The sequence below is a fragment of the Sphingopyxis sp. genome (assembly GCF_035686825.1).
GTDB lineage: Bacteria > Pseudomonadota > Alphaproteobacteria > Sphingomonadales > Sphingomonadaceae > Sphingopyxis.
Window position 1 is genome coordinate 401,765 of sequence record NZ_DASRYZ010000007.1, and the last position, 21,173, is coordinate 422,937.

Below are 21,173 nucleotides of genomic sequence, written 5' to 3' on the forward strand. Positions count from 1 at the left end.
ATGGACATTCAGGCCATTCTCTCCGCTGCGACCGGCGGCCATGGCGCGGTAAATCCGTACGCGGCGATCGCCTATCTGGTGTCGGGCATCCTCTTCATCCTCGCGCTGCGCGGGCTGTCGTCGCCAGCGACGGCGCAGAGCGGCAACCGCTTCGGCATGATCGGCATGGGAATCGCGGTCGTCACCACCATGCTCACACATGCGCCGATGGGCGCCGATGGCGTGCTCGACACCATCTCGCTCGTCGAGATCCTCGTCGCGATCGGTATCGGCGCCGTGATCGGTATCGTGATGGCGCGCAAGATCGCGATGACCGCGATGCCGCAGCTTGTCGCGGCGTTCCACAGCCTTGTCGGCCTCGCCGCGGTCGCGGTGGCCGCCGCCGCCTATCTCAACCCCGTCGCCTTCGGCATCGCCGATGCCGCGGGGCAGATCCATGTCGTCAGCCGCGTCGAAATGGGGCTTGGCATCGCGATCGGTGCGATCACCTTCTCGGGGTCGGTCATCGCCTTTCTCAAGCTCAACGGCAATATGTCGGGCTCGCCGATCATGCTGCCCGGGCGGCATGTCATCAATCTCGGCACGCTCGCCGCGATCGTTGCGCTGACCGCCTGGTTTACGCAGGACCAGTCGCCGTGGGTGTTCTGGACGATCACCGGCCTCAGCTTCCTGATCGGCTTCCTGCTGATCATCCCGATCGGCGGCGCCGACATGCCCGTCGTTGTGTCGATGCTCAACAGCTATTCGGGCTGGGCGGCTGCGGCAATGGGCTTTACGCTCGGTAACACGGCGATGATCATCACCGGCGCGCTCGTCGGCTCGTCGGGTGCGATCCTCTCCTACATCATGTGCCGCGCGATGAACCGCAGCTTCATCAGCGTGGTCGCGGGCGGCTTCGGCGCCGACGCCGCGGCAGGCGATGGCGGATCGAAGGAACAGCGCCCGTGGAAGCCGGGCAGCGCCGACGACGCCGCTTTCCTGATGAGCCAGGCCGAGAATGTCATCATCGTCCCCGGTTACGGCATGGCGGTCGCGCAGGCGCAGCACGCGCTGCGCGAGATGGCCGATGTGCTCAAAAAAGAGGGCGTGAACGTCAAATATGCGATTCACCCGGTCGCGGGGCGTATGCCCGGCCATATGAACGTGCTGCTCGCCGAGGCGAACGTGCCCTATGACGAGGTGTTCGAGCTCGAGGACATCAACGGCGAGTTCGCGCAGTGCGACGTCGCGTTTGTCATCGGCGCCAACGACGTGACCAATCCGGCGGCGAAGACCGACAAGACGTCGCCGATCTACGGCATGCCGGTGCTCGACGTCGAAAAGGCGAAGACCGTGCTGTTCGTGAAGCGTTCGATGGGCGGGGTCGGCTATGCCGGCGTCGACAACGAAGTTTTCTATATGGACCAGACGATGATGCTGCTCGGCGATGCCAAGAAGATGGCCGACGACATCGTCAAGGCGCTGAGCGGCAGCGGGCACTGAGGCATGAATGGAGCGACGACGAGCCGAGGTGCATTTTCCGGGACCGACGCGCGTCGGCGGTCCGGCGAGGCGCTCCCGCCGGCTTCGGATCGCTGTTCCTGGATGCATCGATGCGCTGGGGTCTCCGCTTGCAGCGACGAACCTCCTTTCGGAACACTGCCCGCCGTATCAGCGACCGTTCGGCGAGCAGTGGACGGCATCCCGGCACTCTGGAACCCGGTGCGGGATGCCGTCACTATCCGGCGCCGGCGATGTTCGTTGCCCGGCTCCGCGCTGCCGCCGTTACGGCAACGCGGCCGCGCGGTGAGGGCGAGGGTCTCCCCTTGCTTTCCGGCGCCGCCGCGCTGATCCTGCACCATAATCAGGCCTGCCGGGCATAAGACCGGAGGCGCAAAAAGAACGGAGAGATGACCCGTGGCGAATGACCCGACCAGCGACCCTGTAGTGCCGCTCGATCCGGCATGGCCGAAGATGTCGCTCGCCGATGCCTCCGCTGCGCTCACCGCACCGGGGGCTCCGTTCGAGATGGACACGGTCATGATCGGCGGGATCCCGACGCGGACCTGGAAAAATATCCCGCACGACCTTGGCGCCCTGCTCGATATTTCGCGCCAACATGGCGATCGGCCGTTCACGATCCTCGATGAGGAGCGCGTGAGTTTCGAGGCGAACTGGCGCGCGGTTGCGACCTTCGCACGCGCGCTCGGCGACATGGGCATCGGGAAGGGCGACCGCGTCGCGCTCGCGATGCGCAACCTTCCCGAATGGCCGATGATCTTCTTCGCGATCACCTCGATCGGTGCGATCGCCGTGCCGCTCAACGCGTGGTGGACCGGCACGGAGCTGGCCTATGGCATCCGGGATTCGGGTTCCAGGCTCCTGATCGTCGATGCCGAGCGCTACGAGCGGATCGCCGAACATCTGGAGACGATGCCGGCGGTCGAACGTGTCATCGTAGCGCGCGCGGGGACAGCGCCCGATCGTACGACGGCGCTCGAGGATATCGTCGGCACGACCGGCGATTGGGCCGGTCTACCGGCCACCGGGCGCCCGGTCGTCGCTCTCGACAGCGACGATGACGCGACAATCTTCTATACGAGCGGGACGACGGGCAATCCCAAGGGAGCGCTCGGAACCCATCGCAATCTCCTCACCAACATCCTCTCGACGGGCTTCTCGTCGGCACGAAGCTTCCTGCGGCGCGGCGAGGCCTTGCCCGCGCCGACGCCGCGTACGATGCTGACCGTGATTCCCATGTTCCATGTCACCGCCTGTTCGGCGACGCTGATGGGCGCCATGGTGGCGGGGCACACGACGGTCTTCATGCGCAAATGGGAGCCGGTGCGCGCGATGGAGATCATCGAGCGCGAGAAGGTCAATCTGACCGGCGGTGTGCCGACGATCGCCTGGCAGCTCATCGAGCATCCCGACCGCGCAAAATATGATCTCTCCTCGCTCGAGGCGATCGCCTATGGCGGCGCGCCCTCCGCACCCGAACTGGTCAAGCGCATCTATGAGGAATTCGGGGCGCTGCCCGCCAATGGCTGGGGGATGACCGAGACGATGGCGACGGTGACCCACCATTCGTCGGAGGATTATCTCAACCGCCCGACGAGCGCGGGGCCGCCTGTCGCGGTCGCCGACCTCGAAATCCGCGCCGACGACGGCGTGACCGTACTGCCGACGGGGACCGTCGGCGAGCTCTGGGCACGCGGGGCGATGATCGTGAAGGGCTATTGGAACAAGCCCGAGGCCACCGCGGAAACCTTTGTGAAAGGCTGGGTGCGCACCGGCGATCTCGCCCGCCTCGACGACGAGGGCTTCGTCTATATCGTCGACCGGGCGAAGGACATGCTGCTGCGCGGCGGCGAGAATATCTATTCGTCCGAGGTCGAGAATATCCTTTACGAACATCCTGCGGTGACCGATTGCGCGATCATCGGCATTCCGCACCGCACGCTCGGCGAGGAACCGGCCGCCATCGTCCATCTGGCGCCGGGAACGAGCGCGACCGAAACCGAACTGCGGGACTGGGTCCGCGCGCGGCTGGCGGCGTTCAAGGTACCCGTCGCAATCCGCTTCGTGACCGAGACCCTGCCGCGCAACGCCAATGGCAAGATCCTGAAGAAGGATCTGAAGCTGCTCTTTGCCGATCGGGAGGGCGAGGCCGCCGCCTAGCGCCCCGACGCCGGTCGCTTGATTTGCGGCCGGCGGATGCTGGAATGCGGCTATTGCAATCGATAATGTGTGTGGCGGTTTTGCGGCCGCTCCGGGAGACCCGGACCTTGGGCGGTCGATGTTCGCAGCCGTTACGAAGTCCGTCAGCCTCCGGGCCCTGTTCTGCTACGACCCATGTCCACGGCACTTGCGCATTGCCTCGGCGCCTAAATTCGCCAGCGTCGGAAAGCTTTTGGCGCGATCGCGGGCATGTGCCGATGCCGCGGTGCCACGAATGGCGCGGCCCTTGATGCCGTGGAAGATCGCGGCAAGGCGGAAATAGTTGAAGGCGATGTAGAAGTCCCAATTGGCGATGCCGTCGCGGCCGGTACGCCTGCAATAGGCCGCGACATAGTCGGCCTCGGACGGGATGTTGAGCGCCGCGAGGTCCGCGCCGTCGAGCCCGGCGACGATATGCGGCGGCATCTGGTACATCATCGCATGATAGGCGAAGTCGGCGAGCGGGTGGCCAAGGGTCGAGAGTTCCCAGTCGAGCACCGCGATCACGCGCGGTTCGGTAGGGTGGAAGATCATATTGTCGCAGCGAAAATCGCCATGGACGATGCTGCTCTCGTCACCCGCCGGAATGTTGGCGGGCAGCCATTCGACCAGTGCATCCATGGCGGTATCGCGGCCGGCGTCGCTGTCTTCGTGATATTGTTTCGACCAGCGTCCGATCTGCCGCGCGAAATAATTGCCCGGTTTGCCGTAATCGCCAAGGCCGAGCGCGTCATAGTCGATGCCATGGAGCCGCGCGATCGCGGCGTTCATCGCATCGAAATATGCCGGTCGCTGATTGCGATCGACGCCTGGGAAGGTTGCATCCCAAAAGATACGCCCTTCGACCATCTCCATCACATAAAACCAGGTGCCGATCACGCTGTCGTTGGTGCACAGTCCGTGGATATGCGCGACGGGAAAGCCCGTTTTCCCGAGCGCCGTCAGAATGCGCGCTTCGCGGTCGATGGCATGCGCGCCCGTCAGTATCTGGCCTGGCGGCTTGCGGCGAAGCACATAGGCGGCGGCCGGCGTCACCAGCTTGTACGTCGGGTTCGACTGCCCGCCCTTGAACTGCTCGACGCGAAGCGGCCCGGCAAAGCCTGCGACATGCCCGGTCATCCAGCGCGCCAGCGCTGCCTCGTCGAAGCGATAGGCGTCGCGCACCGGGGTCGTTCCGACGTTCGCGTCCTGCGCCGGCGCGCTCATATCTGCGCTTCCTTCCAGTCGCGCTTGATCTTCTTCGCGAGGCTCCATTTGTGAACCTCGGTCGGGCCATCGTAGATGCGGAAGGCACGAACCTCGCGGAACACCTGTTCGACGATCGTCCTGTCGGTGACGCCGGTGCCGCCCATCACCTGGACGCAGCGATCGGCAATGCGCATCAGCGCTTCGGATACCGCGACCTTCGCCATCGAGCTTTCGACTGTGCCGAGCGATCCGGTGTCGAGCACGCCCGCGCACCAGTCGATCATCAGTTCGGCCTGCTTCAGGTCGATCATATTCTCGGCGAGCATGAAGCCGACGCCCTCATGGTCGATCAGCGGCTTGCCGAACGCCTCGCGGCGGTTGGCATAGTCGGTCGCGATCTCGTGCGCGCGGATGCACGCGCCGAGCCAGCGCATGCAGTGCGACAAGCGGGCAGGGGAGAGCCGCACCTGCGCATAGCGGAAGCCTTCGCCGGCCTCGCCGAGCATCTGGTCGGCGGGAACGCGCAGATTGTCGATCGTCAGCGTCGCATGGCCGCCGGGCATCGAGCTGTCGATCGTGTTCGGCACATGGTCGATGCGGATCGCGGGGTCGGGCAGGTCGATCAGGAACATACACGCGCCTTCATCCGCCTTCGCCATCACGATGCCGACGCGCGCGCCCTGTGCCCCGGTAATGAAGGTCTTGCGGCCATTGATCACCCAATGATTGCCATCGGGACGGCAGGTCGTCTTCATCATCGATGGGTCGGACCCCGCGCCGCCCTCGTCGGCGGGCTCGGTCATGAAGAAGGCCGAGCGGACGCGTCCGTCGACCATCGGTTTCAGGAAACGGTCCTTGAGTTCGGGGCTGCCCTCCTTGCCGAGCAGGTACATATTGCCCTCGTCGGGCGCCATCGTGTTGCAGGCGAGCGGGCCGAGCGGCGACAGGCCGCTCTTGATGAGCACCACCGCGGTCTCGCGCTGGTTGAGGTGGCTGCCGTCGCCGAGAATGTGCGGCGTGAGCACCTCCGCGGCGCGCGCATGGTTGCGCATTTCCATGACCAGCTCGTCGGTCGGTGCGCCGTGATGGTCGCGGCGCGGATCCTGCTCGTAGGGAATGATGGTTTCGCGAACGAAGGCTTCGACTTTTGCCGCGATGGCCAGCGCCCGATCCGATATGGTCATGCCACGAGACCCCGGACTGTGGGCGCGCGCGAAGTCTCCACCGAGTATTTCCTGCTCATCATGGTCTCCAATTTCTTTCGGGTAGCTGGCGGTCGGAGGCCGGGATCAGGCGGAGCGGACCGAGACCGGGCCGAACCGGACGCCCGCCTCCTTCATCCACACCGCCGCCTTTGCCGGATCGAGCGCGCGTTCGGCCGTATAGATGCCCGGCGCGAGCGGAACGCCCGATGCCAGCCCGGCCGCCCCGTCGAGCAGCATCGCGATGGTGATCGCCGTGATCGGGGCGGTATCGCGCGGCGCGACCACTTCCTGCCGGATGACGACACGGCTTCCGTCGCTCGCGGTCCCGCGCGCCTCGATCACGATCTCGTCGGATGAAAGCCGTTCCTCCAGCCACGATAGGGAATCGCCCCAGGTTTCGAGGACCGTGACATCGCGTGCGCCGGTCGCTGCGCCGATGGCGACCGCATCGACCGACACCGCCGGCGAGCCTTCGAGCTTGCGCCCGCCGGTGCCGGTGTAGTCGGCCTTTCCTGCTTCGCCGGTGACCCATTTGTAAATGCCCTGCGAGCGCAGCGGCATGCTGGTGCAGGTGCCGAGGATACGCTCGAAGTCGGCGCGGGTCGCGGGTCCCGACGGACCGTCGTTGCGGTCGATCACGATACCGGCCGTGACCGCTTCGACGCTCGAAAGCTCGCTGCAGAGAGCGAGGATCGCCATCAGCGCGCCGCCGCAGAACCAGTTGGAGGCGATCGTGATCGAGCAGTCGTCCATGGCATGCATGCCGATCGCGAATTGCAGACCCATCTCGAACGCGCCGCCCGTGACGGCTACATAGGGAATGGCGTGATCGCTCGCGAAACGCAGCGCGTCGCCGGTCTCGTCCATCAGGAAGACGGCCATCGCGCTGAATTCGCCGTGCGGCAGGCCGAGGTCGGGGACATTTCCGCAGATGTCTGCCGCATAGGCGACCGCGTTGCCCAGTTCGTCGGCAAATGCCTGCGCGGCGGCAAGATTGCGACCGGCGATCGCAAGCGGAACGTGCGGATGGCGCAGACGAAGCTGCTGCGCGGTTTTCCGGCCCGTGATCCCGTGGCCGCCAATGAGGAGAATGGGCTTCATCGGACTCTATCTTTCATGGTTCGAGGAATGTCGAAGCGTGGGCACGCCGCCATGCCGCAGCTCTGGAGGTCCGGCGGAAGCCGGCTGGAGGGCGGCGCATCCTCTCATGGAAGATCGCGTTTGCCGGGTCGCCAGACGGCGATCGTCAGTGCCGGCAGATACAAGGCCATGATCAGCAGGGGAAAGGATGCCGGAGACAAGCGGTCGAACGCCCAGCCGCCGACAGGGCCGCCCAGCGCATAGCCCGCAGCGAGCGCGCAGCTCCAGCCCCCATAGGTATAGGCGAAGAGCCGCGATCCGAACTGCCGTTTGGTGAGGGTGATCCAGAGCATCTCGTTCGCGCCGATGCCGACACCGAACGCAAGCGCCCCGACGGCGGCCGCCGCAACGCCATGATCGTGCTGGAGGAGAATGAGAGCCGCGAGACCGGCGGCGAGGAGAAAGGCGACCAGAAGGTTGCAAAGGCCGAGCTTCCAGCGATCGAGAAGCCAACCGATGATGATCTGGCCGGCGGCGGACGCGGCGGCGGTCAGGCCGAGGAAGGTGGCGGCCAGTTGCACCGAAATGCCGCCTGCTTCCATCAGCGACGGCACCTGGCTCATCGCCGCAAGGGCGCCGATCCCGCTCAGCATTAGCGCGATGGACATGATTGCGGCCGTGACGAAATTGATCGACCTGAGCTCGGAAGCCTGCACCTTCGGCGCGGCGCTCGCGTCCGGGCCGCCCGCCGGGTCGAGGGGCAGGACCCGCGGATCGCCATCGAGTCCGATGCCGATGGCGGCGGGATTGCGGGCGCCGCGGCACAGCAGGAAAATGACAAGGGTGGCAACCCCCATGAGCGCGCCGAGCGACAGCGCCGCCTCGCGCCAGTCCATGAACGATAGCAACCGCTCGGTCGCGGGGGCCATGACGAAGCCGCCGAAGGATCCGCCGCACCAGGCCAGCGCCATCGCCGTGCTGAAACGGCGCGAAAACCATGTCGTCACCATCACCGGCACCGAGACGATCGAGACGACTTTCCCGACTCCCATGACGACGCGCAGCAGATAGAGCTGCCAGAAACTGTCGATACTCCCGACCAGCGCGAGGCAGACGACCTGCAGCAGCAGTCCGCCGATCAATATCGTGAAGGCGCCGAACCGGTGAATGGCCGGTGCGATCACCAGTGCCAGCGGGGCTATCAGCCACATCGCCGAAACGAGCGACCCGGTGGCGGCGGAGGACCAGCCAAACTCTCTTGCCAGCGGGTCTGTCAGGATGATGAAACCGAACAGCGTATTGCCGTAGATCATCATGGTCGTAAGGAACATGGCGAGGACGATACGCCAGCCGAAATAAAATCCGGTTCGCGGCTGCGGCGGTCCCGCCGTCAAAATCCGAGCGTCGTCCATTTCTTTTTGTCTCCCGTCCCGCCGGTCGGGCAGCGCTGAAACGCTTCACATGGACCGGCAAGAAAGTCGATAATTACCGATATTTTGGCATGGGGCAAGCCCATAGCCACGATCGAGCGGCTGCGGGGCCGATCGGCCGCCTATGCGATCGACCGGCCGAGTTCCTCTACCGTCTCGAGATGGGCATCGCGATATTCGGCACCGCTCTCGACGTCGAGCAGGAGATGCGTGTGAATGCGCCGGATGCCGCAAAATTTGAAGATTCCTGTGGTGACCTGCGTGTCGAAAGCCGTGTAATAACCGTGCTTGGTATAGCCGTCGTTGCTGCCGCCGCCAACGCCGAGCAGATAGACCGGAATGTCGCGCATGGTGCCGACAACCTTGCCTTCTTCGAATCTGAACGCCCAGCCAGCGATGAAGACGCGGTCGATCCAGCCCTTGAGAACGGCCGGAAACGACCACCAATAGACGGGGAAGACCAGGACCAGCGCATCGGCCGCGTCCACGCGCGCCTGATGGGCGCGCACGTCATCGGGAACCGGGGTCTTGCCGTGGTAATGGTCGAGGTCGGGCTGGCCGAAGCCGGGCGAGAAGCCGTCGTTGGGCAGGTTGACCGCATCGACCGAGTGGCCGGCGGCTTTTGCGCCTTTGGTGAAGGCGGCCTCGATGGCGGCCGAAAAGGACGCCGCATCGGGCTGGGACTGCACGATCAATATCCGCATCGCTGACTTTCCTTGCCGATAGGTGCCGCAGGACATGAGTCAATAACAGATAATTATCGTATAATCTGCTGTCGAGATTGCAATGTAGATTTGGGAAAAGCTGGATGTTCCTGTGGCTGGAAGCGAGCATATGTGCGGATGGCTTCGGACGCAGAATGAGACCTTCGTCTCGATCACAAGAACCATGGACCCGACAAGGGCTGCCGGAGATATTCGCGGGCGACCCGTGCAAGTCGCTGAACGCGCAGCCGGTACGAACTATTCTCGATACGCCAGCGCCGCTCTGCAATCGACGAGCCGAAAAGCGCGCGTGCTATATCCTGGTGACCGGCACCGTCGAGAATGGCGTCACCGACGCGCAATTCGGCAATCCACTGCGCCGCGCGCCTCTCTCGAGGCATCATCGAGGCGGGGAGATTGCGGCGCTGGGCAAGGACGACAAACTGGCGCAGTGCTTCGAGCTTGGACTTTGCCGATTCCAGACCTGTCACGCGATGCTCGACGAGTATGGGACCAGCGAGCAGTGTCCCGTCGTGCAGGTCAAGACGGATCGTCCAATGCCCATCGCTCATTAGCCAATGTTCGGCGTGATTATCGTCGATCTCTACCGAGACGAATGCGGCAAGTGCTCGAATGTCGAACAGGTCTTCGGCGACGCTCCGCTCGTCCACCGGCCGGCCGCGTAGGACGCGACCATCGACTTCGACACTCCAGATTGGCCGCGCCTCCGGGGCAGGCAGCGCGGGGTTGACCCACCCGAGCAGCCCGAATTCCCCGGGTGCGGCGCAGCAAGGATTGTCCCTCATAGCCCAGGCATGGCGATAGCGATGACTGCGGCGAAGCCATTCCCACGCGAAGATGCCGCGATCGCATAGCAGAAGCTCGCCATAGGGTTCAGCCGATCGCCAATCGACGGCGGGCCCCGTGAGCGTCACACCAAATAGTTCAAGCTCGTGAGCCTCGCGGGCTTCACGCTCGTGCCTTTCGCGCTCTGGGGCCGCACCGCTTTCCTCGCCGAGCGGGTGCTCGGCAGCATCGTCACCTCGGGCATCAAGGTGATGGTGCTCGGCGTCATCGTCGGCATCGGCTCGGGACTCTTTTCGGAGATGCTTGGCGGGGCGGCGGGGCGTGATCTCGACGTCGAGCAGGCGATGGCGCTCGCGCTCGCGGCGCTGGCATTGCTCGGGCTCGGCATTTTCGGCCCCGGCATCGCCTCGGGGCTCGTCGCCGGCGCGCCGCAGCTCGGCGCCGGGGCGGCGGTCGGCACGGCGGCAGCGGCCGCGGGCACGATGGTCGTCGCGGGCGCCGCCGGTATGGCCGCCGCGCGGCTCGGCGGCGGCGCGGCGCTCGGCGCGGTGCGCGCAGGCACCGCGATGGGCAGCGCCGCGGGCACCGCCTGGTCGCTCGGGCAGGAGGTGCGCGGCTCGAAATCGCCCGGCGCCGGACTCGCGGGGCTCGCCACCGCCGCCGGCGGCGCGGCGGGCGAGGCGATGCGCGGCGCGGCCGCGCGTGCCGGGCTTGGCGCGGCGGCAGCGCGCGGGCGCGATGCGGCATGGAACGCCGGCACGAACCGGAGCGGCGGCGGGCAGGGTGCATCTTCGGTGGCCGCGCCGGCGGGGGCCGCGCCGGTGGCCGGGACACCCGCCTGGGCGAGCGCGATGAAAGCCGACCAGCGCCGCCGCTCGGCGCGCCAGGCGGCGATCCACACGCTGTCGAGCGGCGATCGCGGCGGCAGCGGCGCCAACCCTGAAATCAGCGAAAAGGAGGATTGAGGCCATGCGGTTCAAGCGATCGGTCGAGCGCTACGGGCGGACGCCCGAGCCGGTGACCCCCTATCAGCGCGCCGCGCAGGCCTGGGACGAGCGGATCGGCTCGGCGCGTGTCCAGGCGCGCAACTGGCGGATTATGGCGCTCGGCGGGCTTTTGCTCTCTGCGGGTCTCGCAGGCGGCCTCGTCTGGCAGTCGGTGCAGAGCCGCGTCACGCCCTATGTGGTCGAGGTCGACCGTTTGGGGGAAGCGCGCAGCGTCGCGCCCGCGATCAAGGCTTACCGGCCGACCGATCCGCAGATCGCGTGGCACCTTGGCAGGTTCGTCGCGAACGTCCGTTCGCGGTCGCTCGATCCGGTCTTGATGCGCGAGAACTGGCTCGCGGCCTATGATTTCGCGACGCCGCGCGCCGCGCTCTTTCTCGGCGAATATGCAAGGAGCGCCGATCCGTTCGCCGAGGTCGGCCGCCGCACCGTGTCGGTGCAGGTCACGAGCGTCGTGCGCGCGTCGGAGCGCAGCTTCCAGGTCAAATGGACCGAGCAGGCCTATGAGCGCGGCAGCCTGTCGGGAACCTCGCGCTGGACCGCGATGCTCACCGTCAAGGTGCAGCCCCCGCGGTCAGCCGATGTGCTGCGGAAAAATCCGCTCGGTCTCTATGTCGACGCGATCGACTGGAGCCGCGAGCTCGAAACCCCCACCGATCGCTCGGGCCCCGCGCAGGCGATGCCGACGCCGGGCGATAGTCTGCCGCCCGGCTCGCCGGCCGATGCCGATCGCACCCCATCCGAACCCCTCGATCCGCTCGAAAGGAGCCAGCCATGATCCGTATCCTTTTCCTGTCGGCGAGCGCGCTGTCGCTTGCCGCTCCTGCGATGGCCCAGCCCGGCGCGGCGGTGGCGGCCGCGAACAAGGCGGCGCTGCGCGAGCCGTCGCGCGCGGGCTATGTCGACGCGGTGCAGGTCTATCCCTACGCCGAGGGCGCGCTCTACCGGCTCTATGCCGCGCCCGGGCGCGTGACCGATATCGCGCTGCAGCCCGGCGAGGCGGTAACCTCGGTCGCCGCCGGCGACACGCTGCGCTGGACCGTCGGCGACACGGCGAGCGGCAGCGGCGAGGGCAAGCGCACGCATATATTGGTGAAGCCCTTTTCCACCGGGCTTCGCACCAACCTGATCATCACGACCGACCGCCGCGTCTATCATCTCGAACTCGAGAGCCATGCGAACGGCGCGATGGCGGCGCTCGAATGGCGCTATCCGCACGACGAACTGATCGCGCTGCGCCGCGAGGAGGCGGCTGCCGCGGCGGCGGCTCCGATCGCGTCGGGGCTCGCGGTCGAGCGGCTCGATTTCCGCTACGCGATTACGGGCGACAAGCCGGCGTGGCGACCCTTGCGCGCCTTCGACGACGGGCGGCAGACCTTCATCGAATTCGCGCCGTCGATCGCGGTGGGCGAGGCGCCGCCCTTGTTCGTCATCGGCGACGAGGGCGAAGCCCAGCTCGTGAACTACCGCGTCGCGGGGCGCTATTATGTCGTCGACCGGCTGTTCGGCGCCGCCGAACTGCGCCTTGGCGGCAAGAAGCAGCAGGTCGTGCGGATATCGAGCGCGCGGCCCAAGCGGAGGAAAGGCCAATGACCGATCCTCAGCATCCGCCTGCCGGCGCAGCGCCTCAGAAAGCCGACCCCGAGACGCTGGTGCTGCGCGGCGCGCCCGGACGCGTGACGCGCTTCCGCCGCGGCGCGATCGTCGCCATCGCCGCCGCCGGATCGACCGCGATCGCCGTGGCCGCGTGGCTGGCACTCAAACCGGCGTCGTTCACCCTCGTCGCCGCAAGCGACGACAAGGTGGTGGGCGCAAAACCGCCGCCCGACGCGCTGGAGGGCGCCCCGACGGGCTATGGCGATGTTCCGCGGCTCGGACCGCCGCTCCCCGGCGACCTTGGAAGACCGATCCTCGATCATCAGCGTCGAATGGGAATGGCGCCTGGCGAGCCCGCCGACGAGGCAGCGCGGCGCGCCGCGCAGGAAGCCGAAGCCGAGCGCCAGCGCCTCGCTGCCGAAGCGCGCGCGGCGCGTGAATCGGGCCTCATGCTGCAAACGCACGGCGATGCGGCAAGCGCGCCGGCCGTGACCGTTCCGGTTGGGGCGTCCGAGACGGCGTCGCTGTTGCCGGTACCCGCAGCGACAGCGACGGCGCCCGACGCCAACGGGCAGTCGAAGGCGGCGCTGGCCGGGCGCGCCAATGACAGTGCCGATACCAACCCGCACGCGTTGGCCGCGCCCGCTTCGCCTTGGACCTTGCAGGCGGGGAGTATCATCGCCGCGAGCCTGATCACGGGGCTCAACTCGGACCTGCCGGGGCTGGTCACCGCGCAGGTCACCGAAAATGTCTATGACAGCGTCACGGGGCGCTCGCTGCTGATCCCGCAGGGCTCGCGGCTGATCGGCCGCTACGACAGCGACATCGCGTTCGGGCAGAGCCGCGCGCTCGTATTGTGGCAGCGGATCATTCTCCCCGACGGATCGTCGATCCGGATCGACAATGTGCCCGCGACCGATACCGGGGGCTATGCCGGTCTCACCGACCGGATCGACCGGCATGGCTGGCAATTGCTGAAGGGCGTTGCGCTATCGACGCTGCTCGGCGTCGGCAGCGAACTGAGCTTCGGCAGCAGCGAAAGCGATCTCGTTCGTGCCTTACGCGAATCCGCGCAGCAGGGCGGTGCGCGTGCCGGCGACCGGCTTGTCTCGCGCAACCTCGACATCCCTCCGACCTTGCGCGTGCGTCCCGGCTGGCCGCTTCGCGTTGTCGTTCACAGCGATATCATGTTGCGGCCCTGGCAGGCGCGGGGAGACTGACGATGGCAGCTATCAGCCTCAAGCGGCTCCCCGAGCGAACGCCGGTCAAGCTCGTGATCAACCTCATGCCCGACCTCCACGCGCGCATCGGCGAATATGCCGCCTTCTACCGCGAGCAATATGGCCGCGAAGAGCCCGTCACCGAGCTGATCCCCGCGATGCTCGAAGCGTTTTTGGGCAATGATCGCGCGTTCCAGCGGCGGCGCCGCGAACGGGGCGGGGAGGGGGAATGATGATAGCCTATGCTTCGCGCACCGGTACGCGCCGCAACCTCGATGCCTTGCGCCGCGCCGGATGGCGGCTGATGGTGTCGGCGCGCGGCGTGCTGCGGACGGAAGGTTTCCGCTACGCCCTCGACAATGGCGCGTGGACCTCGTTCCAGCGCGGCGAGCCGTTTGACGAAGCCGCCTTCGAGCGCGCCTTGGCCCGGCTCGGTGCCGGCGCGGACTGGATCGTCGTTCCCGACATCGTCATGGGCGGCATGGCATCACTGAAATTTTCGCGGACCTGGCTCGCCCGGCTCCGCAATCGTCGTGTCCTTTCCAATGCGCGCTTCATGATCGCGGTCCAGAACGGCATCATGCCGGCGCATGTCCGCGGCCTGGTGGGGCCGCGCGTCGGGGTCTTCGTCGGCGGCGATACCGAATGGAAGCTGGCGACGATGGCGAGTTGGGCAAGCTTTGCACGCGCGCGCGGCGCAACATGTCACGTTGGCCGGGTCAACAGCGCCCGGCGTATCCGTCTTTGCGCGGCAGCCGGCGCCCACAGCTTCGACGGATCGGGCGTGTCGCGCTTTGCCGAGGCGCTGCCGCGGCTCGATCTCGCGAGACGGCAGGCCCGATGACTGCGCCGACACCCGGCGAACATGTTCATGCCAGGATCGCCGCTTGTCAGCGAATGCAGCTTTACCTAGCTTCTCGTGCGGCCAACCAAGGTTCAATGCGCCGGATGGCCTCTTCGACCAGGTCGGTCGAGACAGCGAAGCTGAGGCGTATGAAACCCTTGCCGTCGACCGGATCGAAATCCAGTCCGGGCGCGATGGCCACGCCGGTATCGCGCAGCAACGCTTCGCAGAAGGCGAGGCTGTCATCGGTCAGGTGGCTGACGTCGGCATAGATATAGAAGGCCCCGTCGGGAGGCGCGATCCGCCGGAGACCCATTTCCGGAAGGGCTTTGAGCAGGAGTTCGCGATTGCGCGCGTAGGTTTCGATATGGGCTTCGAGTTCGTCGCGGCAGTCAAAGGCGATCAGGCCGGCGTGCTGGGCGAGCGAGGGCGGGGTCAGGAACAGATTACCCATTCGGGCGCGAGCGGCATCGATCAGGCTCTCGGGAACGACAAGCCAGCCAAGGCGCCAGCCCGCCATGCTGAAATATTTGGAGAAGCTGTTGACGACCAGCGCATCTGGCGCGTGCTTCAGCATGGTTTCGGCGGCAAGCGTATAGCTCAGTCCGTGATAGATTTCGTCCGAGACGAGCGCGATGCCGCGGCGCTTGCAAACCTCGGCGAGGGCCCGGAGCTCCTCTGGCGGGATGATCGTGCCCGTGGGGTTGGCCGGACTCGCGACGATAAGTCCGTCCGGGGCGGGCTCCAGTCGCTCGATGGCCTCGGCTGTGATCTGGAACCGTTCGGCTTCGCCGCACGCGAGCTCCACCGGCTCGAGATGAAGCGCTTTCAGCGTGTTTCTATAGGCAACATAACCGGGCCTCGCGAGGGCGACGCGCGCGCCGGGGGAAAACAGGCAGGAAAGGGCAAGGACCAGCGCCGGCGAGGCGCCGCATGTGAGGATGACCTGTTCGGGGTCGACCTGGACCCCATAGGCTTCTTCATAATGGGCCGCGATACGTGCTTTCAGACCCGGGCTTTCCCAATAGCCCATGCCGTCGGTATCGAGGATGTCGTGCGCCGCCCTGATTGCGGCCGACGGGGCGCCGGTCGACGGCTGGCCGAACTCCATGTGGATCACCGACCGTCCTTCGGCCCGTAGCCGGTGCGCGAGCCGGCTGATGGCGATGGCGTGAAAGGGATCGATCTCGACGGGCATGGGGAAACTGGCTCCTGTCCTGATCATCGCGCTGCGATGACGATGATTTCGATCTTGTAGGCGGGCGTCGCGAGCCTGGCCTCGCCGGTCGCGCGCGCAGGCGCGTCCTTGCCGTCGATCCATTTGTCCCAGACGGCGTTCATCTCGGCGAAGTCCGCCATGTCGGCGAGCCAGATCGTCGCCGACAGAATCTTTGACTTGTCCGACCCAGCCTCCGCGAGCAGCGCCTCGATCTGGCCGAGGATCGCCTGCGTCTGGTTCGTGACGCTTTCGCCCGGGGCACCGACCTGGCCGGCGAGATAGATGGTGTCGCCATGAACGACGGCCTGGCTCATGCGGGCGCCGGACTGGATGCGGGCGATGGTCATGTCTATTCCTTTCGACCGGTTGACGGGATCAGCATGCGCCATAGCGCGCGATTGAAAGATCTTCAGCCTCGATGTCGGGCGCACGGCCGCTGACGAGATCGGCAATCAACCGGCCCGACCCGCAGGCCATCGTCCAGCCCAGTGTGCCGTGACCGGTATTGAGGAAGAGATTGTCGTAGGGCGTCGCGCCGATGACGGGCGTGCCGTCGGGGGTCATGGGGCGCAAGCCCGACCAGTAGCTGGCGGCTTCGACATCGCCGGCGCCCGGGAACAGGTCGGTGAGCGAATGGACGAGCGTCGCGCGGCGGCGCTCGGGCAGCGCATTATTATAGCCGGAAATCTCTGCCATTCCGCCGACGCGAATGCGGTCGCCGAGCCGCGTGATCGCGATCTTGTAGCTTTCGTCCATCAACGTCGATTCGGGCGCACGCGCCGCATCGACGATCGGGACGGTGATCGAATAGCCTTTTACCGGGTAGACGGGCAGCCCCAGTCCCAGCGGTCGCAGCATCGCCGCCGAATGGCTGCCGAGCGCCAGGACATAGCGATCGGCGGCGATCCGCCCACGGTCGGTTTTTATTCCGGTAACACGCCCGCCCTCGACCGCCAGCGAACGGATCGCTTCGCCATAATGGAATTGAACGCCGCGTTCGGCTGCCATGGCGGCGAGTGCGACGGTGAACTTGAAACAGTCGCCCGTCTCGTCATTGGGAAGACGGAGACCGCCGACGATCTTTTCGCGCGCTGCGGCGAGTCCGGGTTCGGCCGTGATGCACCCCTCGCGGTCGAGCAGTTCGAACGGGACGCCACCGGCCTGGAGGACGGCAATGTCCTTGGCGGTCCCGTCGAGCTGCTTTTGCGTCCGGAACAGTTGCAGCGTCCCCTGCATCCGTTCGTCATAGGCGATACCGGTATCGGCGCGCAGCGCCATGAGCCGGTCGCGGCTATATTCGGCAAGCCGCACCATTCGCGCCTTGTTGACCGCGTAGCGCGCGCCCGTGCAGTTGCGCAGCATCGCGAACAGCCAGCCGAGCATCTCGCGATCGATCGCCGGCTGGAGGATCAGCGGGGCGTGGCGCATCATCAGCCAGCGGATCGCCTTTTGCGGAATGCCGGGTGCGGCCCATGGCGAGGCGTAGCCCGGGGAGATTTCGCCCGCGTTGGCAAAGCTTGTTTCGCGTGCGGGTCCGGGGTGGCGGTCGATCACGACGACATCATGCCCGGCCTCGGCGAGATACCAGGCCGACGCGACGCCGATGACGCCGCTGCCAAGGACAGCGACCTTCATGCTTTTTCTCTCCGTCTCATCGGGCGGTATCCATCGGGTTGTCGGGGTGGTCAGCTCAGGCGCGGCGTGTCGATACCGGGCAGATGTCGTCAGCCGATCGCCGCATCCACATTCCGCGCCACCAGCGGCAATGGCAACCCGCCCGGCTTCAACACGAGGTCGTGGAAGTCGCGGATGTCGAAGCGGTCGCCAAGCGCCGCTTTCATCCGCTCGCGCTGATCGAGGAGGAAGGTGTCGCCAAGCTTGTAGGCGAGCGACTGCCCCGGGATGCCGCAGGAGTAGCGAAGCGTTTCGGATTCGATCTCGCGCTCCGACATGAAGCTATGTTCGCGCATATAGTCGCGAGCCTGCTCAAGGGACCATCCGAGCGCGTTCATCCCGGTGTCGACCACGAGCCGGCATGTCAGGAAGGCATCCATCATCAGTCGCCCGAATTTCTCCGCGGGCTCCTCATACATCCCGAGTTCGCCGGCGAGCGTGGCCGCATATTCGGCCCAGCCTTCGTTGAACGAGGAGAAGCTCGACTTCTTGCGCAGTTCATGAAGCTCTTCATTCTCGTTTTGCGAGGCGATGTGGAAATGATGCCCGGGGACGAGCTCATGGTAGGTGAGCGCGCCGATGTTGAGCAGCGGGGCCTGGGACAGGTTGACGGCGTTGAACAAGTAGCGCCCGTCAGGCTGGTGCGGCGACGGCATCGCGTAATAGCCGAATGTCATCGATCCGGTGAGCTCGGGTGCGAGAGGCCGAACGCCATAGGCCGCCCTGGGTTTGAACCGGAAAACTTCGTCGACCTTTGGCACCATGCGATTGATGTAGCGCTGGAAGACGTCCGCAATCGCCTCCGGTTTTTCCGCCCGCCACTTCGGATCGGCCGTCAACGCTTCGAGATAGGCTTGGGGATCGTCCTTGAACGCCATCTCGTCGAGCAGCGCTCGCATTTGCGCCCTGACCTCGCGCATGCGTTCATGCCCGCGCGCGTGAACTTCCTCGGGCGTAAGCTCCAGCGTGGTGTGCAGGTGCACCAGCTCGGCATAGACTTCGGCGCCGCCCGGATACTGGCTTAGCCCGACGGTATCGGGCGCATTGGCCGCATAGGCGGAATCCTCGAGATAGGCGATGAGCGAGTCGAATGCGGGCAGCACCGCCGTATCGATCGCGGCCTGCAGGTGCGCAGCGAAATCTTCCGAGCCGGGGCCGCTCACGCGGTCCGGGGACATCGCCAGATCGTTGATCGCGGCCGTCCGCGCATTCCGCATCAGCGGGCCGCAATGCTCGAGCTGCGGCTTGGGGATGAAAATGCCGCGCTCGGCCTGACCGCGGGTGCGCTCCTCCATCTGCGACACCAGCCGCGCATAATCATGCACCAGCGCGAGATAGCGATGCTGATCGCCGCGTGATTTCACTTCGAGTGCAGCGAAGACGGATTTCAAGGTGTTGAGCAGATATCCGCCGCCATAAACCGTCGGCAGGAAGGCGACCGGGAAGGAGGCGTCGATTATCAGCCAATACCAGTCGCTGCAGCGCGACCAGATTTTCGCCTGCCCGCGTGCGATCTCGAAGGTCAGGCCGAGGTCGCCGGGCAGGACCCCCGCATCGACCGCGTCCGCCCGTTCGAGCAGGTCGCTTCCGAGCGTCGCGACGCGGACGGCCTCGTCATATCCGAGGTCGGGCAAGCGCGTCGGCATGATGCCTTGTGCGAGCACCGCGAAGGGTGATTTGCCGCGCTCGCCGATGACCTCGTCGATCACCTTGAGAGCGAGGTTCATGTTGCGCGTATCGAATGGCATTAGCTGATCCGTTCATTTTTCAAGGCGTCATGCTCATGACGACCGACGGCATTCATGGTGGCTTCGCAGGAGGCTCCGATGGACGGTGTGCCCGAGCCTCAGGGCATATCCTCGCCCAGATATCGCGCTCGCAGATGGCGCTCGAGCGCAGATGCCGACAAAGGCGCGCCGGTCGCCTCGGTAACCAGTTCGTTGAACGGCATCTGGCTCGCCTTGGCGTGGATACGCGGGCCGACCCACGCGCGATACGGAGCGAAGTCGCCTTCGGCCAGATTTGCGAGGACGGCCGGATCGTCCTTCACCGCCTGCTCGAAAAGCTGCGCCGCGAGGCTCACGCCCAGCGCATAGTTCGGGAAATAGCCGAACAGCCCGACAGCCCAATGCATGTCCTGGAGGCAGCCTGTCGCATGATCGGGAGGCCGGCGTCCGAACATCGCCTCCGACATGTCGGACCATGCGGCGGGGAGATCCGCGACCTTGAGATCGTCGCGAAGCAGGGCCTGCTCGATGCGATAGCGGAGGATGATGTGAAGCGGATATGAAATCTCGTCGGCCTCGACGCGGATGAACCCGCTCCCCACGCGCCGATAGGTATTGAGAAGATTGGAAGCGGTCCAGCAATCGGGATTGCCGCCAAAGGCTGCCGCGCACTGCGGGGCGAGCCAGGACAGGAATTCGCGGCTGCGGCCGGCCTGCATCTCGACCATCGTCGACTGGCTCTCATGGGCGGTTGCGCCGCGCGCCTGCCCGACGGGCGTGAAGGCATGTTCCCGCGGGAGTCCCGCTTCGTACAGCGAATGGCCTGCCTCGTGCAGCGTGGCGAGAATAGCATAGCGCACATTGTCCGCGTCGAACCGTGTGGTGATGCGATTGTCGCCCGGCGACCCCGCCAGCGCGAAGGGGTGCGGAGCCGCGTCGATGCGCACATGGGCAAGATCGTGCCCGACGGCCTCGACCAGCTTGTAGGAAAGTTCGCGCTGCCGGTCTGCCGAGAAATCGCCTTCGAAAGGGATCGGGTCCGGCCAGCTTTTCTGACGCTCGATGACGTCGGCGAGTAGCGTGGGAAGGAATCTCTCAAGATCCGCGAAGATGGGATCGACGACCTGCGTGCTCAGGCCCGGATCGAACTCGTCCATCAGCGCGTCGAAGGTGCTGAGCCCCAAAGCTTCTCCCTTCGCCTTTGCTACCTCACGGTAGATCGGCATGAGCTCCTCGAAGGCAGCGCCGAAGGGTGCGAAATCATTGGACTGCTTGGCTGCGAGCCAGATCGGCTGGATGGCAGAAACCCGGCGCGACCTTTCGAGCATCAGCTCCTTGGGAACCGCGGTGCTATGACGCCAGATGCGCCGCATCTCGCCGAGATTGGTGCGTTCGACCGGCTCCAGCGCGCCCGCCGCCGCAGCCGCGGTCTCGAGCAGCTCTTCTGTTTCGGGCGAGGCGATGAGGTCGGTGCAGGTCGCGTCGATCGCCGCCATTTGCTCGCTTCGGCTCCAGGCGGCTCCGGGGGGCATATGTGTCTGGCTGTCCCAGAACAGGGTCGCGCGGGCGGCACCCAGCCGGCCGACCGTTCCAAATCGCTCTCCGAGCGCCGTATAGGCCCGGTTGTCATTCGGAATGTCCATAACCTCTCCACGCACTCCCATCGAGTCCAACGCGCATCGTCCATGCATATCTGTATGCTATGACGCGCGAATGCAAGATTTTTAACCGGAGAATTTGACAAGGATTCGAACAATCCTAGCTATTTTCTGGATA

General features: G+C 65.8%; 19 protein-coding genes and 1 pseudogene. 8 read left to right on the top strand and 12 right to left on the bottom strand.

Translation table 11 applies throughout. The annotated features are described in order from the left end of the window. Nucleotides 1–1,482, top strand: coding sequence for an NAD(P)(+) transhydrogenase (Re/Si-specific) subunit beta (locus tag VFG17_RS19795; protein ID WP_325031085.1), 1,482 nt, complete (start codon nucleotides 1–3; stop codon nucleotides 1,480–1,482). Between the two features lie 471 nt (nucleotides 1,483–1,953). After that, nucleotides 1,954–3,660 carry a class I adenylate-forming enzyme family protein gene (locus tag VFG17_RS19800; protein ID WP_325031427.1) on the top strand — a complete coding sequence of 569 codons (1,707 nt, stop codon included), beginning with the start codon at nucleotides 1,954–1,956 and terminating at the stop codon, nucleotides 3,658–3,660. Nucleotides 3,661–3,825: 165 nt separating this feature from the next. Here the strand turns inward: VFG17_RS19800 and VFG17_RS19805 are convergent, their stop codons facing one another. The 7 genes and pseudogenes from VFG17_RS19805 to VFG17_RS21625 all read right to left on the bottom strand — a co-directional run. Then, nucleotides 3,826–4,905 carry a phosphotransferase gene (locus tag VFG17_RS19805; RefSeq protein WP_325031086.1) on the bottom strand — a complete coding sequence of 360 codons (1,080 nt, stop codon included), beginning with the start codon at nucleotides 4,903–4,905 and terminating at the stop codon, nucleotides 3,826–3,828. Next, a complete protein-coding gene (locus tag VFG17_RS19810) occupies nucleotides 4,902–6,071 on the bottom strand; it encodes an acyl-CoA dehydrogenase (protein WP_325031087.1) in 1,170 nt (389 codons plus the stop codon). Before VFG17_RS19810 ends, VFG17_RS19805 begins: the two co-directional genes overlap by 4 nt. A 105-nt stretch (nucleotides 6,072–6,176) precedes the next feature. Then, on the bottom strand, nucleotides 6,177–7,193 hold the full coding sequence (locus tag VFG17_RS19815) for a hypothetical protein (RefSeq protein ID WP_325031088.1): 1,017 nt from the start codon (nucleotides 7,191–7,193) through the stop codon (nucleotides 6,177–6,179). 104 nt (nucleotides 7,194–7,297) lie between these two features. Beyond that, a complete protein-coding gene (locus VFG17_RS19820; protein ID WP_325031089.1) occupies nucleotides 7,298–8,584 on the bottom strand; it encodes an MFS transporter in 1,287 nt (428 codons plus the stop codon). Between the two features lie 140 nt (nucleotides 8,585–8,724). Next, nucleotides 8,725–9,306: an NAD(P)H-dependent oxidoreductase gene (locus VFG17_RS19825; protein ID WP_325031090.1), complete on the bottom strand. Its 582-nt coding sequence runs from the start codon at nucleotides 9,304–9,306 to the stop codon at nucleotides 8,725–8,727. 173 nt (nucleotides 9,307–9,479) lie between these two features. Beyond that, nucleotides 9,480–9,977, bottom strand: a complete 498-nt coding sequence (locus VFG17_RS19830; protein ID WP_325031091.1) for a DNA -binding domain-containing protein — start codon at nucleotides 9,975–9,977, stop codon at nucleotides 9,480–9,482. Nucleotides 9,978–10,124: 147 nt separating this feature from the next. Further along, a pseudogene (locus VFG17_RS21625) lies at nucleotides 10,125–10,241 on the bottom strand (transcriptional regulator domain-containing protein); the annotation flags it as partial. Between the two features lie 18 nt (nucleotides 10,242–10,259). On the opposite strand from VFG17_RS21625, the gene VFG17_RS19835 reads away from it, so the two are divergent. The 6 genes from VFG17_RS19835 to VFG17_RS19860 are packed head-to-tail and all read left to right on the top strand — an operon-like array spanning nucleotide 10,260 to nucleotide 14,777. After that, on the top strand, nucleotides 10,260–11,078 hold the full coding sequence (locus tag VFG17_RS19835) for a type IV secretion system protein (RefSeq protein WP_325031092.1): 819 nt from the start codon (nucleotides 10,260–10,262) through the stop codon (nucleotides 11,076–11,078). 4 nt (nucleotides 11,079–11,082) lie between these two features. Continuing rightward, nucleotides 11,083–11,895 (top strand): conjugal transfer protein TrbF, encoded by an 813-nt coding sequence (gene trbF, locus VFG17_RS19840; protein ID WP_325031093.1) that lies wholly within the window; start codon nucleotides 11,083–11,085, stop codon nucleotides 11,893–11,895. Beyond that, the gene (trbG, locus tag VFG17_RS19845; RefSeq protein WP_325031094.1) at nucleotides 11,892–12,710 is read left to right on the top strand and encodes a P-type conjugative transfer protein TrbG; all 819 of its coding nucleotides are present in this window, start codon (nucleotides 11,892–11,894) and stop codon (nucleotides 12,708–12,710) included. Before trbF ends, trbG begins: the two co-directional genes overlap by 4 nt. After that, nucleotides 12,707–13,933, top strand: a complete 1,227-nt coding sequence (locus VFG17_RS19850) for a TrbI/VirB10 family protein (RefSeq protein ID WP_325031095.1) — start codon at nucleotides 12,707–12,709, stop codon at nucleotides 13,931–13,933. Before trbG ends, VFG17_RS19850 begins: the two co-directional genes overlap by 4 nt. A 2-nt stretch (nucleotides 13,934–13,935) precedes the next feature. After that, the gene (locus tag VFG17_RS19855; RefSeq protein ID WP_325031096.1) at nucleotides 13,936–14,166 is read left to right on the top strand and encodes a DUF2274 domain-containing protein; all 231 of its coding nucleotides are present in this window, start codon (nucleotides 13,936–13,938) and stop codon (nucleotides 14,164–14,166) included. Next, nucleotides 14,163–14,777, top strand: coding sequence for a hypothetical protein (locus tag VFG17_RS19860; protein WP_325031097.1), 615 nt, complete (start codon nucleotides 14,163–14,165; stop codon nucleotides 14,775–14,777). The genes VFG17_RS19855 and VFG17_RS19860 overlap by 4 nt, the downstream gene beginning before the upstream one ends. Nucleotides 14,778–14,838: 61 nt before the next feature. On the opposite strand, the gene VFG17_RS19865 is transcribed toward VFG17_RS19860, so the two are convergent. From VFG17_RS19865 to VFG17_RS19885, 5 genes are all read right to left on the bottom strand, one after another. After that, entirely contained in the window at nucleotides 14,839–15,975 is a 1,137-nt protein-coding gene (locus VFG17_RS19865) for an aminotransferase class I/II-fold pyridoxal phosphate-dependent enzyme (RefSeq protein ID WP_325031098.1), read from the bottom strand. Nucleotides 15,976–15,998: 23 nt separating this feature from the next. Further along, the gene (locus VFG17_RS19870; RefSeq protein ID WP_325031099.1) at nucleotides 15,999–16,343 is read right to left on the bottom strand and encodes a RidA family protein; all 345 of its coding nucleotides are present in this window, start codon (nucleotides 16,341–16,343) and stop codon (nucleotides 15,999–16,001) included. 28 nt (nucleotides 16,344–16,371) lie between these two features. Further along, on the bottom strand, nucleotides 16,372–17,631 hold the full coding sequence (locus VFG17_RS19875; protein WP_325031100.1) for a D-amino acid dehydrogenase: 1,260 nt from the start codon (nucleotides 17,629–17,631) through the stop codon (nucleotides 16,372–16,374). Nucleotides 17,632–17,720: 89 nt separating this feature from the next. Further along, the gene (locus VFG17_RS19880; protein WP_325031101.1) at nucleotides 17,721–19,418 is read right to left on the bottom strand and encodes a DUF885 domain-containing protein; all 1,698 of its coding nucleotides are present in this window, start codon (nucleotides 19,416–19,418) and stop codon (nucleotides 17,721–17,723) included. 98 nt (nucleotides 19,419–19,516) lie between these two features. Continuing rightward, complete coding sequence (locus tag VFG17_RS19885; RefSeq protein ID WP_325031102.1) at nucleotides 19,517–21,040, bottom strand: carboxypeptidase M32; 1,524 nt, start codon at nucleotides 21,038–21,040, stop codon at nucleotides 19,517–19,519. Nucleotides 21,041–21,173 lie beyond the last annotated feature (133 nt).